The organism is Nocardia xishanensis NBRC 101358 (assembly GCF_001613365.1).
Lineage (GTDB): Bacteria > Actinomycetota > Actinomycetes > Mycobacteriales > Mycobacteriaceae > Nocardia > Nocardia xishanensis.
Map to the genome: position 1 here is coordinate 236,355 of NZ_BDCF01000008.1, position 16,342 is coordinate 252,696.

The 16,342-nt window shown below is 69.0% G+C and carries 15 protein-coding genes; 3 read left to right on the forward strand and 12 right to left on the reverse strand.

Features of this window, described 5'->3' with window-relative positions:
• Nucleotides 1-101: 101 nt before the first annotated feature.
• Nucleotides 102-935, forward strand: a complete 834-nt coding sequence (locus NX1_RS09140) for a hypothetical protein (protein ID WP_218024087.1) — start codon at nucleotides 102-104, stop codon at nucleotides 933-935.
• 224 nt (nucleotides 936-1,159) lie between these two features.
• Here NX1_RS09140 and thpD read toward each other — a convergent pair whose 3' ends face one another.
• From thpD to NX1_RS09170, 6 genes are all read right to left on the reverse strand, one after another.
• Nucleotides 1,160-2,053 carry an ectoine hydroxylase gene (gene thpD, locus NX1_RS09145; RefSeq protein WP_373864872.1) on the reverse strand — a complete coding sequence of 298 codons (894 nt, stop codon included), beginning with the start codon at nucleotides 2,051-2,053 and terminating at the stop codon, nucleotides 1,160-1,162.
• Between the two features lie 18 nt (nucleotides 2,054-2,071).
• Nucleotides 2,072-2,467: an ectoine synthase gene (locus NX1_RS09150; RefSeq protein ID WP_068056571.1), complete on the reverse strand. Its 396-nt coding sequence runs from the start codon at nucleotides 2,465-2,467 to the stop codon at nucleotides 2,072-2,074.
• On the reverse strand, nucleotides 2,464-3,774 hold the full coding sequence (ectB, locus tag NX1_RS09155) for a diaminobutyrate--2-oxoglutarate transaminase (RefSeq protein ID WP_068056573.1): 1,311 nt from the start codon (nucleotides 3,772-3,774) through the stop codon (nucleotides 2,464-2,466). Before ectB ends, NX1_RS09150 begins: the two co-directional genes overlap by 4 nt.
• A complete protein-coding gene (gene ectA / locus NX1_RS09160; protein ID WP_084501262.1) occupies nucleotides 3,771-4,355 on the reverse strand; it encodes a diaminobutyrate acetyltransferase in 585 nt (194 codons plus the stop codon). Before ectA ends, ectB begins: the two co-directional genes overlap by 4 nt.
• Nucleotides 4,356-4,473: 118 nt before the next feature.
• The gene (locus tag NX1_RS09165) at nucleotides 4,474-5,184 is read right to left on the reverse strand and encodes a response regulator transcription factor (RefSeq protein WP_068056575.1); all 711 of its coding nucleotides are present in this window, start codon (nucleotides 5,182-5,184) and stop codon (nucleotides 4,474-4,476) included.
• Between the two features lie 184 nt (nucleotides 5,185-5,368).
• The gene (locus tag NX1_RS09170; protein ID WP_157119635.1) at nucleotides 5,369-5,560 is read right to left on the reverse strand and encodes a hypothetical protein; all 192 of its coding nucleotides are present in this window, start codon (nucleotides 5,558-5,560) and stop codon (nucleotides 5,369-5,371) included.
• A 232-nt stretch (nucleotides 5,561-5,792) separates the two neighbouring features.
• Between NX1_RS09170 and NX1_RS09175 the strand changes: the two genes are divergently transcribed.
• On the forward strand, nucleotides 5,793-10,559 hold the full coding sequence (locus NX1_RS09175) for a cation-translocating P-type ATPase (protein ID WP_169812207.1): 4,767 nt from the start codon (nucleotides 5,793-5,795) through the stop codon (nucleotides 10,557-10,559).
• 137 nt (nucleotides 10,560-10,696) lie between these two features.
• On the opposite strand, the gene NX1_RS09180 is transcribed toward NX1_RS09175, so the two are convergent.
• Both NX1_RS09180 and NX1_RS09185 read right to left on the reverse strand, forming a co-directional pair.
• Nucleotides 10,697-10,969, reverse strand: coding sequence for a hypothetical protein (locus tag NX1_RS09180; RefSeq protein ID WP_218024088.1), 273 nt, complete (start codon nucleotides 10,967-10,969; stop codon nucleotides 10,697-10,699).
• A gap of 39 nt (nucleotides 10,970-11,008) precedes the next feature.
• Nucleotides 11,009-11,407, reverse strand: coding sequence for a hypothetical protein (locus tag NX1_RS09185; protein ID WP_068056583.1), 399 nt, complete (start codon nucleotides 11,405-11,407; stop codon nucleotides 11,009-11,011).
• Between the two features lie 195 nt (nucleotides 11,408-11,602).
• Between NX1_RS09185 and NX1_RS36110 the strand changes: the two genes are divergently transcribed.
• Nucleotides 11,603-11,914, forward strand: a complete 312-nt coding sequence (locus NX1_RS36110) for a hypothetical protein (RefSeq protein WP_157119636.1) — start codon at nucleotides 11,603-11,605, stop codon at nucleotides 11,912-11,914.
• Between the two features lie 13 nt (nucleotides 11,915-11,927).
• Here the strand turns inward: NX1_RS36110 and NX1_RS09190 are convergent, their stop codons facing one another.
• The 4 genes from NX1_RS09190 to NX1_RS09205 all read right to left on the reverse strand — a co-directional run bounded on the left by NX1_RS09190 (nucleotide 11,928) and on the right by NX1_RS09205 (nucleotide 16,282).
• Entirely contained in the window at nucleotides 11,928-12,713 is a 786-nt protein-coding gene (locus NX1_RS09190) for an RNA polymerase sigma factor SigF (RefSeq protein ID WP_068056585.1), read from the reverse strand.
• A complete protein-coding gene (locus NX1_RS09195; RefSeq protein WP_068056587.1) occupies nucleotides 12,703-13,134 on the reverse strand; it encodes an ATP-binding protein in 432 nt (143 codons plus the stop codon). The genes NX1_RS09190 and NX1_RS09195 overlap by 11 nt, the downstream gene beginning before the upstream one ends.
• Nucleotides 13,135-13,362: 228 nt before the next feature.
• The gene (locus NX1_RS09200; RefSeq protein ID WP_373864870.1) at nucleotides 13,363-14,040 is read right to left on the reverse strand and encodes a PAS and ANTAR domain-containing protein; all 678 of its coding nucleotides are present in this window, start codon (nucleotides 14,038-14,040) and stop codon (nucleotides 13,363-13,365) included.
• A gap of 85 nt (nucleotides 14,041-14,125) precedes the next feature.
• A complete protein-coding gene (locus tag NX1_RS09205) occupies nucleotides 14,126-16,282 on the reverse strand; it encodes a catalase (protein ID WP_084501263.1) in 2,157 nt (718 codons plus the stop codon).
• Nucleotides 16,283-16,342 lie beyond the last annotated feature (60 nt).

Below are 16,342 nucleotides of genomic sequence, written 5' to 3' on the forward strand. Positions count from 1 at the left end.
TAGGTCAAGGCCCGATGTTGCCGAGGGGATGCAGCGGCGACTTTTCGGTCGGACGTCCAATTATGCGAATACATTCCGCATTTCGCGCGGACCTGCGCAATGTGATCGAGAAAGCTTCGCGACCGTCCCCGGTCCTCGGCGAGGCGTGGGCGAAACTGCCCGCCGCGGACCGGGATACGCTCGAGCGGCGGGTTCACGAACTCCGGCTCGACACCCGTCTCGCCACCCTCACGGTCACGATGAACATCTACGGCTGCGGCTCGCCTCGGCGGGGCGAGGGTGAACAGCGCAGCGGCGCAGTCGAAGCCGTGCCGGGCAGACGCCGTTCGATGGAGGATGTGTTGCTCTCGGACCACCAGCGACGGTTGCGCGACCACTTTCTGGCCGCCCCCGTCCTACCGGCCCCGGCGCCATGGCACCCGGTCCGGGACCGCCGAACGCCCATCGGTGGACTGCTCGGCATCGGTTTCTCTGTCCATCCCGACAGTGGACACGACCTGGTCATGGTCGTGTCCCTCGACGGCCACGGACTTTTCGACGCGGTCACCGGAGAGAAGATCGCCCGAGAACACGAGCCCGACCCCGCGACGAGCACACCCGAGGACACACCGGATCTGGCCTGCCCCGGGCTCGGACCGATCGCGGGCACCCGGGTGCACATCGCCGGGCTCTCCGGCGGCGGTCTCCATCGCACCACCCCCGACGGCTGGGCCCTGGACACCGTCGCTCCCGAATGGCCGAACGAGCGTGTGCTGCTCTCCTCCGACGGCGACATCTACCGAGACCCACCGGGCCGGGGCTGGTGGCACATCTTCCACTCCGACTACTCCACCTTCCGCGCGGCCGGGTTCTCCCCATCCGGGCTCACTCTGGCGATCGCCACCAGCAGCGACCTCACCCTCTGGCGCCGGCCGACCCTCGATGGCCGCACATGACCGTCGAATTCGGGCCGACAGCCGATGACTTACCGCCGGGCGCGGCTGCGGTTACCGTGAAAACCTCCGCTGAGGCCGCCGCTCGCGCGAGGCGAGGGTGAATACCGAAGCGGCGCAAAAGAACGCCGTGCCGCCCGCCCCCTCGGATGGGACGCGCGCGGCACGGCGTGCGTGGGATGGCCGCGCCCGGAGCCGAACCACGCCGTGCGCGGCGGCGGAACCGCCTACACCGGCGTGAAATCCCGGCTGCCGATGTAGGTGGGTCGCCGCCCCGGTGCGGCGAACGGCTCCTCCAAGGTGTTCTCGACGCTGTTGAACACCAGGAAGATGTTCGAGCGCGGGAACGGGGTGATGTTGTTCGACGAGCCGTGCATGATGTTCGAGTCGAACAGCAGCGCCGATCCCGCGCGGCCGGTGAACTGCACGATGCCGTGCTTTCTCGCCAGCGTGCCGATATCGTCGGTGGTCGGCACCCCGATCTCCTGCTCCTGCAACGACTCCCGGTAGTGCTCGGCGGGCGTGCTGCCCTGACACGGCACGAAGGTGCGGTGCGAGCCCGGCATCACCATCAGACTCCCGTTGACGGGATGATTGTCCGTCAACGCGATGGACAGGCTCACCGCGCGCGGGCTCGGCATGCCGTCCTCGGCGTGCCAGGTCTCGAAATCCGAATGCCAGTAGAAGCCGGTGCCACGAAAGCCCGGCATGTAGTTGATCCGACTCTGATGCAGGTAGACATCGGAACCGAGCACCTGCCTCGCCAGCCCGGCCACCCGCGATTCGCGCACCAGATCGGCCACCGCGCCGCTGAGCTTGTGCACCTCGAAGATGGACCTGACCCGCTGTGAGGCCTTCTCGACGATGAGACGGTCGTCCTCGGCCAGCGCCGGATCGGCGGCGAGCCTGCCGATCTCGGCGCTGAACAACGCCACCTCGTCCGGGGTGAGCAGATCCTCGACGACCGCGAAGCCGTCGCGGTCGAACGTGGTCAGCTCAGCGGACTCGATCGCGCCCCACACCGTCGGATCGGGTCGCTCGATGTGCGCGGTGCGCGCACCGGTGCGGGTGGGGTACCGATCGATGCGCTCGACCTCGTCGCGCTCGATGGTCTGTGGCAACACTTCTCGCCGCTCCTTTCAGCCGATCGGCGCCGCGACAAGCGGATAGACGCCGTTGCTGTCGTGAACCTCCTGCCCGGTGACCGGCGGATTGAACACGCACATCATCCGCATGGCGCTGCGCACCTCGAGGCGATGGCGTTCGTGGCCGTCGAGCAGGTACATGGAACCGGGGGCGAGCTCGTAGGTGACGTCGTTGTCCAGGTCCGTGAGCGTTCCCTCGCCCTCGATCAACCACACCGCCTCCACGTGGTGGCGGTAGTGGAACTCGTGCACGGTCCCTTCCTCGATGGTGGTCTCGTGGAAGGAGAAACCGACGCCGTCGCCGCCGAGCACGATCCGCTTGCTACGCCAGCCGTCGCCCGCGACGTCGCGGTCGGTGCCGGTGATCCCCGCGGTGGTGCGCACGATCACCGCAGCTCACCTCCCTCGGCCGGGCCGCGGTGGTGCAGACGGCCCCAGCCGGTGCAGACGGTGTCGATGGCGCCGGTGAGCAGCTGCAGACCGTGGTCGAGTTCCTCGTCGGTGATCGTCAACGGCGGCAACAGCTTCACCACCTCGTCGGTGGAACCGGAGGTCTCGACCAGCAGGCCGCGTTCGAAGGCCACCTGGCAGACCTTGCCCGCCTGCGACGGGTCGTCGAAGGCGATGCCGTGCACCAGGCCGCGGCCGCGGGTCGACAGGCCGGGGAAGTGATCGGCGACCTCGCCGAGCGCGTGCGCGATTCGGGTGCCCTTGGCCTGCGTCGCGTTCTCCAGCGTGTCGTCGGACCAGTAGTGCTGTAGCGCGGTCTGCGCGGTGACGAAGGCGGGGTTGTTGCCGCGGAAGGTGCCGTTGTGCTCGCCGGGCGCCCACTGGTCCAGCTCGGACTTGAAAAGCACCAGCGCCATGGGCAATCCGTAGCCGCCGATCGACTTTGACAGCGTCACGATGTCGGGGGTGATCCCGGCGATCTCGAAGGAGAAGAACGGACCGGTGCGGCCGCAGCCCATCTGCACGTCGTCGACGATCAGCAGGATCTCGCGCTCCTCGCACAGCTTCGCGAGGTGCCGAAGCCATTCCGCGCGAGCGACGTTCACGCCGCCCTCGCCCTGCACCGTCTCCACGATTACCGCGGCGGGACGGTCGAAGCCGGAGGACGTGTCGTCGAGCACCCGCTCCATCCACTGGAAGTCGGCGGTGGTGTTGTCGAAGTAGCCGTCGTAGGGCATGTGCGCCGCGTGCACCAGCGGCACGCCCGCACCGGCGCGCTTGGCGGCGTTGCCGGTCACCGACAGCGCGCCGAGGGTCATGCCGTGGAAGGCGTTGGTGAAGCTCAGGATGGTCTCCCTGCCGGTCACCTTGCGGGCCAGCTTGAGCGCGGCCTCGACGGCGTTCGCTCCGGTCGGGCCAGGGAACTGCACCTTGTAATCCAGATCGCGGGGAGCGAAGACGGTGTCGCGCAGGGTCTCGAGCAGCTTGCGCTTGGCCGCGGTGGACATGTCGAGGCCGTGGGTGATGCCGTCGCTCGCGATGTAGTCCAGCAGAGGCTGCTTGAGGATCGGGTTGTTGTGGCCGTAGTTCAACGCGCCCGCGCCCGCGAAGAAGTCGAGGTAGTCCTTGCCGTCCTCGTCGCGCAGCCAGGCGCCCTTCGCGGTGGTGAACACAGTGGGCCAGGCGCGGCAGTAACCGCGCACATTCGACTCCAGTGACTCGAAGACGGTGGTTTCGGCGGTGATCATCGAAGCTCCTTCTCAGGCTTTCGCTGCGCGGTCGGCGCGATGCGATAGAGGTCTTCCGCGGCGTGGTTGTCGGGGAAGACGCCAGGATCGAACAAGGGGCGCTTGGTCATTCGCGCGCCACGGCGACGGGCGACGGCCGCGAACATCGCGACCGAAGCCGGATTGTCCGGCGAGATGGTGGTTTCCAGCGCGGTCACCCCGTGCGGGGCGACGGTGTCGAGCAGGTGCTCGATCAGCGCGGTGCCGGTGCCCCGGCCGCGCTCGCTCTGCGAAACCGCCACCTGCCAGACGAATACGGTGTCCGGCGCCTGCGGGCGCAGGTAGCCGATGACGAAGCCGACGACCCTGCCGTCCACCTCGGCGACCACCGTGGTACCGGGGAAGTCCCGACACCACAGCAGGTACGCGTAGCTCGAGTTGGTGTCGAGCACGTGGGAATCCTTTGCGATCCGCCAGATCTGGGCGGCGTCACCCAGTTGCGGCGCGCGTAGACGTGGAACACCGATGCGGTCGGATCTGCGCCATGCCGACGCGAGGTCGGCGCGATCGATCGTTTCCGTGGACAAGGTTGGCAGTGACATACAACTCCCAGCTCGGGTCTGCAGTACTCATCCAGATTTGCCAACCAACTTTGAGCTGAAGTGGTCGATCTCTTTGCGGTTGTATTACGAACAGATCACGAGGCGAAACAAAATGTGATCAACGTTGCACGTCGAGGCGATATCCCAGACCGCGCACAGTGACAACGACGCGCGGATCGGAGGGATCGCGCTCGATCTTGGTGCGCAGCCGGCGCATATGGACGTCTACAATGCGTTCGTCGCCGAAAAATCCGTCGTCCCACACACGTTCGAGTAGCAGCGCGCGGCTGAGCACCCGCCCCGGCGATTCCGCGAGTTCGCAGAGGAGCCGAAATTCGGTGATTGTCAGGCGAATTTCCTCGTCGCCGCGGCGTACCGCACCGCCGTCGCGGTCGAGCACCAAAGGCGCGGCCCGGTATGCGTCCAGCACTATTTCGCGCGGCGCGTCTCGTTCGGCGGCCAGCCGCGCTCTGCGGCGCAATGCGCGCATGCGGGCGGAGATTTCCTTGATTTCGAAGGGTTTGGTGACGAAGTCGTCGGCGCCCGCCTCCAGGGCGGCTACCACATCGTGGGTGTCGTCGCGCGAGCTGATCACGATGATCGGGACGTCGTGGTCGCGGCGGATCTCTCTGATGCAGTCGAATCCGTCCATGTCGCCGAGCATCAGCTCGACGATCATCACATCGGGAGCCCCGTTGCTGCGCAGATATGTCAGCGCGTCCTCGGCTTCGTGCGCCTCGGCGACGTCGTACCCTTCGTCCTCCATGGCTATCCGCAGTGCGCCGCGGATCTGGTCGTCGTCGTCCACGATCATCAGGTTCGCGCTCAAGACCTCATCCCTTGCAGACAGGCGGAAGCGCGGCGTGATGCGGAAATCGCATGCCCAACGACGCGACAGTCCGCTTCGAGCAGCTTGCCGAACACACGAGTACCCGTAGCGACCGCTCGGTAAACATCGGGTAGCCGGCCCGCGCCGCTCCTGACGTATCGCGAGGACCGTGTGTGAGCCGGTCCTACGGGACCGCTGCTCCCACCGGGGGAGGCGCGGTGACCTCGCCGGAGACGCCCGCTTCGGCCTGCTCGAGGTCGACGCGAGTGCCGTCCGGAACGGGATTCGCCGCGATCGCCGAGGCGGCTCCCGCGCCCAGGGTGAGCGCGACACCGGCCGCGGCCAGTGTCGACAGCGTGGTCACCGTTCCACGCATCCGCGGCTCCCGTTCCATGCCCGGATTGCCGGGCTTCTGGTGTGCGTCCGGTTTTCCACCCTTGCCTGTACGGGCGGCGATCGCAAATCGGCGGTGATCTACGACACGTTCGACCCGCCCCGATGAGGCCCGCCGATACGCGCGGCGCGACCGCCGCGAACAGCGGCGGGACGGCCTCCGGTAGCTGTTTGCCGGGTCCCCTGCGGGGTAGCTGTCCGGTATGGGCTTATCGGTGCGAGGAATCGTCTTCAATCCGCTGGTCTCCGCTGTCGCGGGCACGGCGGTCGATGTCGCCCGGTCCGGAGCCGGGTTGGCCTTCGATGCCGGGCTGAAGGTCGCCACCGTACCGGTCCGCGTCGCAGAGACCGGCGTGCGCGCTGCCGTCGCTGGCGCCGAACTGGTGCTGCCCGACGCCGCAGGCCACCTGGGAGACGATCTGGCCGACCTCGTCGATCCGCACGCGGGACGGACCCAGCGGCGGATCGCCGTCTGCGAGAACCGCGCGACCGTCGAGGTGCGCGGGCTCACCGACGAGCACAACCCGGACATCACGCGGGCGCTCGCCAAACGACTCGATCGGCTGCGCGCGGTGCGCTGGTGGGAGGTCAACGCGGTCACCGGACGGCTGGTCGCCGCACTCGCCGACGGCGCGGCCGACCTGCCGACCCTGCTCGCCGCGGTCGAGCGGACAGAGAGCGACGCCGATGTCGCCGACCGCGAGTGGAGCCGCCGCGAAGAGTTTCCCGCGGATCGAGAACCGTTGCTGGTCGCAGGCATTCAGGTCGCCGGGGATCTGTGCGCGATGGCCGTCACGAGCGCTTCCTGGCTGCTGCCGCTCAAGCCGCCGGTGCGAGCGCTGCGTTCGGTGGCCGCGTTCACCGATTCCCAGCCGCGATTGCGACGCATGCTGGAGGATCGATTGGGACGTCCGAGGACGGATCTGGTGCTGAGCACCGCGACGGCGATCGGCAACGCACTCGGCGAAAAGCCCACCGAGGGCATGGCGAACCTGTTCGCCGACACGATGCAGCGCACGATGGTGCTCACCGAAGTGATGGCGCGACGTGCCCAGTGGCGCCGCTGGGAATGCGAACTCACCACGCACGCGGCGCTCTCCGTCGACGAGCCACTGCCGCCGCACACCAGGCCTGCCGAGCTGCCGCGCGGACCCGTGGAACGGGTCGGCGACGAGACCTCGGCGGGCGCGTTGCTCAGCGCAGCGGCATTCGGCGTGTCCAGGAGCGGCAGCGCCGCGGCGGAGGCGCTGGAACTCGGCGCGCCCAAGGCCGCCCGCGCCACCAGGGAGGCCTACGCGGCCGCCGTGTCGACCACCATGTCGCGCGCGGGCGTGCTCACTCTGGAGCCGGCCGTCTGGCGACGGCTCGACCGCCTCAGCGCGATCGTGGTGGACGGCGAATCCTTGCTCACTTCGCGCCGCCTGGTGCTGGCCGCCGAGGCCATCGATCCGCAGTGGCGGGATCCGCGCAGGCGGCGTCGGCCGGACCGCGCGTCGGCCGGCACCGACGAGACCACCCACGGCGGTTCCCGAGTCACGCCGGGCGACGTGGCGCGCCGATTGTCGAAAAACGGGTCCGGCCCCGCTGAGGACGACCTGGGTGAGCGGGTGAAAGCGAACGAACAGCGCGCCGCGGCCCACGTGTGGAGCGCGGCCCAGCGTCTGCTCCGCGCCAGCGCGGACCAAGGCGGATCCGGGGCGAAAGACACAGCACAGCAGCGGAATTCGCATGGCCTGCGCTTGGTTCACCCCTCCAGCGGGATGCCGGACCGCGGACCGACCCTGCGGCCGGTCTGGCGCGAATTGCGCGACGGCGACCGGCCGGTGGGCCGAGTCCTGATCGGGCGCGAGCTGAACCGCCGCGCCTACGCCGTGCTCGGCGCGGCACACGACGCCGGTCTGCGAGTGACTCTGGTCGGCGGCGAGGACGTCGCCGAGTTGCGTTCCCTCGCCGACGAATTCGTCTCCGCCGGGGTGTCGATGAGCAAGCTGGTGCACGGCGCGCAGCTGGACGGTCACGTCGTCGCGGTGCTGAGCCCCCGCGCGCACAAGGCGCTGGCTTGGTCCGACGTGGCGATCGGTGTGTGCGGCGGGGACTGCGACTCGATGCGGCCATCGTGGAGCGCGGACATCCTTTGCCGCGATCTGAACCAGGCCCAGCGGGTGCTCGCCGCCGTCGCACCGGCCAGACAGGCCAGCGAACGCGGCAGGGCGCTGGCGCTCTCGGCGTGCGCGCTCGGCGGGCTGCTGCTTGCGACCGGGCCCGCCCGGCACGGGCGCTACTCACCGATGGTCACCGCACACTGCGTCGGCCTGCTCAGCGGCGCCGTCGCGGGCTGGCGGGCGGTGCGCGGCGAACCGCGCGGCAGCTCGGCGCCGCTGCTGCCCTGGCACGCGCTCGAAGCCGACGAGGTCCTCGCCAGGATGCCGCGACCACAGGCCCTGACCGAGCGGACTGCCGAAACCTCGCGCACCCCGGCGATTCTCGCGCCGTTCGCGGCAATGGTCTCGTTCGCCGGGCAGATTCGCCGCGAGCTGGCCGACCCGCTCACCCCGATCCTCGGCGTCGGCGCGATCGCCACCGCCATCCTCGGCTCGCCGTCCGACGCCGCGCTGCTCTCCTCGGTACTGACCGTCAACGCGCTGGTCTCCGCGCGGCAGCGCCAGAAGGCGGAGAACGCACTGCACCAGCTGATCGCCGACGAACAGGTGACGGCACGGCTGCTCGACCGCGCCTTGATCGGCGACGGCGGCGCCGAACTCGACGCGGACGGCGCCGACGCACGCGTGGTGCCCGCACACCGGCTCGCGCTCGGCGATGTCGTCGCGCTGCGGGCGGGCGATATCGTGCCCGCCGACGCGCGCCTGCTGTGGCTGGACGATCTCGAGATGGACGAATCCGGATTGACCGGCGAATCGGTGACCGTGGAGAAGCAGCTGGCCGCGACGCCTGGCGCCGAACTCGGCGACCGGACGTGCATGGTGTTCGAGGGCAGCACGGTGGTGAGCGGCGCGGCGTGCGCCGTCGTGGTCGCCGTGGGGTCCGACACCCAGGCCGGCCGCGCCACCGCGGGCGCGTTGCCCCCCGAAAAAGGCGGTGTCCAAGCGCAATTGCGGCGGTTGACCGAGCGCGCACTGCCCCTCACCTTGACCGGCGGCGGCGCGGTGACGGCGCTGGGCGCGTTGCGTGGTCAAGTGCTGCGCACCGCGATCGCCGACGGCGTCGGCGTCGCCGTCGCGGCGGTGCCCGAAGGCCTGCCGCTGGTCGCCACCGTCGCGCAGCTGGCCGCCGCGCGCAGGCTCTCCAGGTACGGCGTGCTGGTGCGGGCCAACCGCACCGTCGAGGCGCTCGGCCGGGTCGACACCCTGTGCTTCGACAAGACCGGGACGCTCACCGAAGGCAGGCTGCGGCTGACCACGCTGGCCGACCTGCACGACCAACTCCCGCCCGATGCCGAATCCGACACCGCGCGCCGTCTGCTGCGCGATGCCGCGCGTGCCTGCCCCGACCCGGACGAGGGGCCGATGCTGCACGCCACCGATCGAGCGGTCATCGATGCCGCCGACGTGCTCGGCGACGACGCGCAGTGGGATCAGATCGAGGAGATTCCTTTCGAGTCCAACCGCGGTTACGCCGCCGCGCTCGGCTACACCACCCGCAGGCTGCGTCTCGTGGTCAAGGGCGCCCCAGAGGTGGTGCTCCCGCGCTGCGCCAAGGTGCGCACGAACGGACAGGACATGCAGCCGCTCACGGACGGAAAGCGGGAACGCGCGCAGTCCGTCGTGCGGGATCTCGCCGAACAGGGCCTCCGAGTACTCGTGGTGGCCCGCCGCGATTTGACCGAGGAGCCTGCGGACGTCGAGGAAGCGGTCGAGGACCTCACCCTGCTCGGCTTCCTCGGGTTGGCCGATGCGCCGCGTCCGCAGACCCTGCCGCTGGTGAACGCTCTGCGCGAGAACGGAATCGGCATCCGCATGATCACCGGCGATCATCCGGTGACCGCGATGGCCGTCGCGCGGCAGCTGGGCATCGACGCGGAGTCGGTGGCCACCGGCGCCGATCTCGAGCGGCTCGACGAGAGCGCGCAGACCCAGCTGATCGAGAAGACCTCGGTGTTCGCCAGGATCGCTCCGGAACAGAAAGTGCGCATCGTCGCCGCGTTGCGCCGTGCGGGACACGTCGTCGGCATGACCGGCGACGGCAGCAACGACGCGGCCGCGATCCGCAGCGCGGACGTCGGGATCGGTCTGGCGGCACACGGTTCCGCGGCCGCCCGCAATGCCGCCGACCTGGTGCTCACCGATCCGGATCCGACCGCGCTGCTGCACGCCCTCGTCGAGGGGCGCGGCATGTGGCAGCGGATCAACGACGCAGTCGGCGTGCTGGTCGGCGGTAACGCGGGCGAGGTCGCCTTCACGCTGTACGGCACCGCGGTGAGCGGTCACGCCCCGCTCGGTACCCGTCAGTTCCTCCTGGTGAACATGCTCACCGACATGTTCCCCGCACTGGCGCTCGCCCTGTCCCCCGACCGCGACGAGCAGGACGCCGCCGATCCGCAACAGCGGGCGGCTCAGCTCGCCGAGATCCCGCCCGCGCGACTGGGGCCGGAACTCGCGCACACCATCGCGGTGCGCGGCATCGCCACCGCAGCCGGCGCGGCGACCGCGTGGACGGTCGCCCGCTACACCGGGTCGCACCGGCGCGCCGCCACCATCGGCTTGGTCGCGCTGATCGGTACCCAGCTCGGGCAGACCCTGATCTCCGGGCACGACAGCCCGCTGGTGTGGCTCACCACCGCGGCCAGCGGCGCGGTACTCGGCGCGGTGGTCATGACACCGGGAGTGTGCAACTACTTCGGCTGCACGCCGCTGGGACCGGTCGGCTGGACCATCGCCGCCACCAGCGCCGCCGCGGCGACCGCGGGTTCGATCGTGCTTCCCCGCTTGCTGCCCGCGCCCGCCTCCGGCGAACAACCCGAGTGATTCGGCTCGGTGAGATTCGTGCTCATAGCTATGGCAGGACTGGAATGCTTGCGACGCACAACTTTTCGATCAGGAGGCCGACAGGGTGACGATCGGCGCGGCACTGTGGCCCGCGCCGATCACTCGGCTCGCTCCGGTCAGGACTCGTCCGGGCCCGTGGTGAGAGGAGGCTCGTCCGGCACGACGTCCGGTTCCTCCGCGTCGAGACGCCTGCCGATCGACTCGCCCGCGCGCAGGTCGGCGGGCGACTCGGCGTAGCGTTCCGCGGCCGTCCACGCATCGGGCGGGTCCATCGCCGCCTCGAGCGGATCGGCGTCGAGTTCGTCCTCGTCGAGCTGTTCGGTGGTGGACGGGATCTCGTCGGTCCACGTCGTGTCGTCGAGCGGCTCTCCGCCTGAAGATTCGGTCATGCTCGAGGGGTTGCCGCTGGCGGGCCGCCGAAACGGGGATCAGCCGTCCTCGTACCGCGAACGCTCCAGCCGGTTGAAATTGCTCGGCGAGCCGTCGGCTCGCTGCTCCTGGTACAGGAAGCGCAGCCTGCGGTCGTCGAAGGTGGCGAACCACTCGTCCCACCCGACGGGGCGCAGCACCGCGCCGCCGTAGCCGGGAAAGTCGAAGCGCAGCACGCAAAGGCGGCCGTTGTACTCGCTGCCCGGCATGGTGGCGGGGCGAGCGCCGCGCTCCTCGGCCCACCGCCTGATCACCTCGTGGTTGCGCGTGACCAGGGTGCGGCCCGCTCTGTCCGGCCGCTGGGTGGGCGAGGTGATCTCCTGTGCCTGGTACAGCGACCTCGCCTGCCCCGGTCCGGCGTGCGGAGGCCGGGTGGCGGGTCGTCGTTGATCGTCCATGACGACTCCCTCTGCGCCCTCGTGTCTCGTTGTCCGGTTGTCTCACCACGTACCCGAACCGGAACGTCGGCAAACGGAAGTGAGGCGTATGCCGCAACCGATTCGGCCACTGTGCGGTGGGTATCCGCTGGATGACGACCTTCGCCGCCGAGGTTCGCGGCGGTGCGGGTCACGGCGCCACCGAGGAGATGTCGCATGGACGACCACACGCCACAGCCGATACCCGATCCCATACCCCCGAATCCGCAGCCCGACCCGGTGCCGACGCCGCCGGAACCGGAACCGATTCCGAACCCCGACCCGGCTCCGCACCCGTTCCCGCCACCGTTCCCGCCCGATCCTGGCCCTTCCCCGCTGCCGCCGGAACCCGGGCCGGGACCGGCTCATCCCATCCCGCCGGAACCCGATCGGCCGACGCGGCCGCCCGGCCCCGACCCGCGCGAACCTGGTCCCGGTCATCCCACGCCGGGACCCGATCCCGCGCCCGCACCGCCGAATCCGCAGTGAGGCGTCGCGCGGCTCAGTCGCGCAGCGCCTCTTCGCGCAACCAGCGCAGGGTCTTGGCCAGAATCCGGGAAACGTGCATCTGCGAGACGCCGAGCACGTCGGCGATCTGTGTCTGGGTCTTGCCCTCGAAGAACCGCATGATCAGCACCTGCCGCTCGCGATCCGGCAGTTCGGCGATGAGCGGCTTGACGGCCATGTAGTCCTCCACCAGGTGATAGGAGGGCTCGTCGGCGCCGAGGCTTTCCAGCAGCGGCAATGGCGCGCTGTCGATATCGTCGCCCGCGACGGCGTCGATGGACGACGATTGGTAAGCGTTGCCCGCGATCAGCGCCTGGGTGACCTCGACCAGGTCGACGTCGAGCTCGTCGGCGATCTCACGGGCTCGCGGCATCCGGCCGAGCCGCTGCGACAGCGCTTCCACCGTCGCGCCGATGCTGAGCTGGATCTCCTTGGTGCGCCGCGGCACTCGAACGGCCCAGGTGTTGTCGCGGAAGTGCCTGCGGACCTCACCCATGATGGTCGGCACCGCGAAGGCGAGGAAGGACGAGCCGCGGCTCACGTCGAACCGGTCGGCGGCCTGCACCAGGCCGAGCCGCGCGACCTGGAGCAGATCGTCGAACACCTCGCCGCGTCCGGAGAACTTGCGCGCGATGTGCTCGGCCAGCGGCAGGCAGCGCCCGATCAGCTCCTCGCGGAGGGCGGCGCGGCGCGGGTCGTCCGGGGGGAGGGCGTCGATCTTCTCGAAGAGCGGCTCGATGTTGTCGTAGCTGTCGCCCGCCGACTTCGACTCACCCGCCATCGGCGCCCCCTCGCACCCAGGTGAAGTCGACAATCGTCCGATGGCCGGACAGCTCCGCGTCGTAGGACTCCTGCTGCGCGGCGATGGATTCGGTGAGCGTCCGCACGATGTGCCATCCGAAACCAGCCTGTTCCACTATCGAGTCGGTCGTCACGATCGACGACACGTGCACGAACATGCGGTTCTCGTCGTAGGTGAACGCGCAGTCGATGTCCGAGCCGGGCACCGCGTCCAGGATCAGCACGGTGGCCACCTCGTCGAGCGCGAGCCGGATGTCGGTGACCTCGTCGATGGCGAAATCCGCGATGAGAGCCACGGTTTCGGCGAGGGCGCGCAGCATCGTCAGCTGCTCGAGCCGCGCGGGTACGCGGACACCGATGGTCGTCGTTTCTGTCGAGGACTGCGAGGTCCACTCCCCCATCACCCATCACCACCTTGTTTCGCGCGGCCGATCCGTCAGGCTACCGCGCAACAATCGCCATCACTCGTGGTCGGGCGACCGCGGCGTCCCTCATGTTGCACTTACCCGTCGGACACGAACTGAAACGCCGGTCTTCGCCGACGTGATACCGAACCCTACCGTCGCACTCGCCTTCGCCTCGCCGGCGCTCGGCTCCGGCATGCGCAGGCGCGCTGTCACATTACTCGCTCACTGCACTCGCTCGTGCGCAGTGAGCAACAGGTGATCGAATTCCGTGCGCACTCCGACGGCCGCCTGCGTCACAGCGCTCATCTCGGCGATCAACTGGGCGGCCAGCGAGCGCAGCTTCACGTTGGTTTCCTGGGAACGCCAGCTCAGCACGCGAAAAGCCTGTTCAGCGCTCACGCCGTACACCAGCATCAGCGCGCCCTTCGCCTGTTCGATGACAGCGCGCGCCTCGTACAGCTCCGGCAACGTGTCGTCCAGGGTCTCCTGCCGATGTTCCTCGAGCGTCTCGGTGACATCGATGTAGTAGCCAGCGGTGCCGACCACCTCGCCGGACTCGTCGGCCATCCGGTCGGCCACCACGATGATGTGATGAACCGCACCCTTCGTGTCGATGATCCGGTGCCTGCTGGAGAACGGCTCGGCGGTCTCGATGGTCTTCGCCAGCCGGGTGGCGACCTGCTCGCGATCGTCGGGGTGTTTGTGCGAGAGGAGCAATTCCGTCGTCGGCCGCACCGTTCCCGGCGAGTACCCGTGCATCAAGGCAACCTCGTCCGACCACTCCCACCGCTGGTCCGCGAACCAGAACCGGAAACTGCCGACACTCTGCGGCGTTCCCATACCGATCACCCGGTTCAGCGCGAACGCGTCGCCGGGCGGCATCGACCCACTCTCCGTCACAGGAAAAGTATCCGTCCTCGCCGACCGCCCGGCGACCAGATCCGTGTCTCCGAGGACTATCGGCCCCTCTTCTCGGGCCCTCTTCTCAAGCCGGCACGGCACTGGTCGCGCGACGCCAGCTGCGATGCTTGGCCAGCGCCTCGGAAAACGCGTCGACGAACTCGTCCGGGAGCGCGCCGCCGCTCGACTCGGTGGTGATCACGCCGTGCTCGATGCCGAGATCGCCATCCGGCGGCGTGTCGGCAACGATGCCGGAGATGCGCAGCACCGATACGCCCGCGCCGAAGGCCGCGACGGCCTTCGCGTGCTTGAACGCCTCCAGCACGAAATGCACCGCGGAACCGTTGCGCGCCAGAGTCTCCGCCGCGGCGGCCCCTCCCGAGACGACAACGCCGTCGTAGAGCACGGAGGCGGCGGTGACCAGCGCCCGATCGACGGCGAGCTGGTCACCGTCGGATCCGTCGCCCCGCACTGCCCCACCGTGCAGCCCGAGCACCTCGACGATCGCGCCGCGTTCGGTCAGCGCGGTGCGCAGCGCGCGCACCCCGGTCGCGTCGACGCCGTCGGCGGCCAGTACCGCGATCTTGCGCGTCTGGATCGTGTCCATCGCGGTGCCGGCCTGGGACAGCGCCGGTGAGACGAAGGCCCCGGTGGTGTCGACATCGGCGTGCGGAGCGGAGATGCCGAGCTTGCCCGCCACCCGCACCGCCAGATCGGAGTCGATGCGGACCAGATGCTCGACGACCCGTTCGCGGATCTCCGGTCGCACGACCTTGCCCAGTTCGAAGGCGAACGCGTCGACGATATGTTCGGCCTCGATCGGGGACATGCTCCGCCAGAACATCCTCGGCTGCCGGTAGTACTCCTTGAAGCTCTCCGCGCGCTTGCGCAGCGCCGCACCGTCGATCTGCTGGGTGTAGTGCTGGAACGCACCGGCATCGGCCAGGAACGGGCAGCCGCCGCCGATGCTGTTCTCGGTGTAGGCGGCTTCGCCTTGCGGGATGGCATGCTGCCCGTAGCCGTCCTGCTGGTGATTGCGGACCTCGGCGACCGGCCGGTTGATCGGGAGCTGGGCGAAATTGGGCCCGCCGAGCCGGATCAGCTGGGTGTCCAGGTAGGAGAAATTGCGCATCTGGAGCAGCGGGTCGTTGGTGAAGTCGATGCCGGGCACCAGATTCGCGGTGTGGAAGGCGACCTGTTCGGTCTCGGCGAAGAAATTGTCCGGATTGCGGTCGAGCACCATCCGACCGACCGGCCGGACCGGGACCTGCTCCTCGGGAATGATCTTGGTCGCGTCCAGCAGGTCGAAATCGAAATCGAATTCGCGCTCCTCGGGCACCAGCTGGACGCCGAGCTCCCACTCGGGATACTGGCCCGCCTCGATGCAGTCCCAGAGATCGCGGCGGTTGAAATCGGGGTCGCGTCCGGCGATCTGCTGACATTCGTCCCACACCAGGGAATGCACGCCGAGCTTCGGCTTCCAGTGGAACTTGACGAAAGTGCCCTTGCCGCGGGCGTCGACCAGGCGGAAGGTGTGCACGCCGAAGCCCTGCATCATCCGGTAGCTGCGCGGCAGCGCCCGGTCCGACATCAGCCACATGATGGCGTGCAGCGTCTCGGGTTGCAGCGAGACGAAGTCCCACAGCGTGTCGTGTGCCGAGGCGGCCTGCGGAATCTCGTTGTGCGGCTCGGGTTTCACCGCGTGCACGAAATCGGGGAACTTGATGCCGTCCTGGATGAAGAACACCGGGAAGTTGTTCCCGACCAGATCGTAATTGCCCTGTGCGGTATAGAATTTCGTGGCGAAGCCGCGCACGTCGCGCACCGTGTCCGCGGAGCCGCGGGATCCGGCGACGGTGGAGAACCGTACGAAGACCGGGGTGCGCACGCGGGGATCGGTGAGGAACTTCGCCACCGTCACGTCGGCCAGCGCGTTGTCGTACGGCTGGAAGTATCCGTAGGCGCCCGCGCCGCGGGCGTGCACCACGCGCTCGGGGATGCGCTCGTGATCGAAGTGGGTGATCTTCTCGCGCGCGTGGAAATCGTCCATCAAGGTGGGACCGCGGTCTCCTGCGGCCAGCGCGTCGTCGGTGCTCTCGACGCGCACGCCCTGCTGGGTCGTGAGGTAACCGCGCTCCCGGTCGACCCGGTGTGTCTCGAGCTGTCGCTGCTTGGGATCGGCGCCGGATCCGTCCGGGCCGTTACCCGATCGCTCGTTCACTGGTCTCCTCCTACCTGCCATCAATCCCTCTCGTCCGGCCGACTGCCCGCATTCGATGCGAATAAACCGAGCTCATCGGGC

Bases quoted from the DNA above. Each gene is read 5' to 3' on its own strand.
- ectB (WP_068056573.1), bottom strand. From the start codon at position 3,774: ATGATCACCGCCGAAACCACCGTCTTCGAGTCACTGGAGTCGAATGTG.
- ectA (WP_084501262.1), bottom strand. From the start codon at position 4,355: ATGTCACTGCCAACCTTGTCCACGGAAACGATCGATCGCGCCGACCTC.
- NX1_RS09170 (WP_157119635.1), bottom strand. From the start codon at position 5,560: ATGCGTGGAACGGTGACCACGCTGTCGACACTGGCCGCGGCCGGTGTC.
- NX1_RS09180 (WP_218024088.1), bottom strand. From the start codon at position 10,969: ATGACCGAATCTTCAGGCGGAGAGCCGCTCGACGACACGACGTGGACC.
- NX1_RS09185 (WP_068056583.1), bottom strand. From the start codon at position 11,407: ATGGACGATCAACGACGACCCGCCACCCGGCCTCCGCACGCCGGACCG.
- NX1_RS36110 (WP_157119636.1), top strand. From the start codon at position 11,603: ATGGACGACCACACGCCACAGCCGATACCCGATCCCATACCCCCGAAT.
- NX1_RS09190 (WP_068056585.1), bottom strand. From the start codon at position 12,713: ATGGCGGGTGAGTCGAAGTCGGCGGGCGACAGCTACGACAACATCGAG.
- NX1_RS09195 (WP_068056587.1), bottom strand. From the start codon at position 13,134: ATGGGGGAGTGGACCTCGCAGTCCTCGACAGAAACGACGACCATCGGT.
- NX1_RS09205 (WP_084501263.1), bottom strand. From the start codon at position 16,282: ATGGCAGGTAGGAGGAGACCAGTGAACGAGCGATCGGGTAACGGCCCG.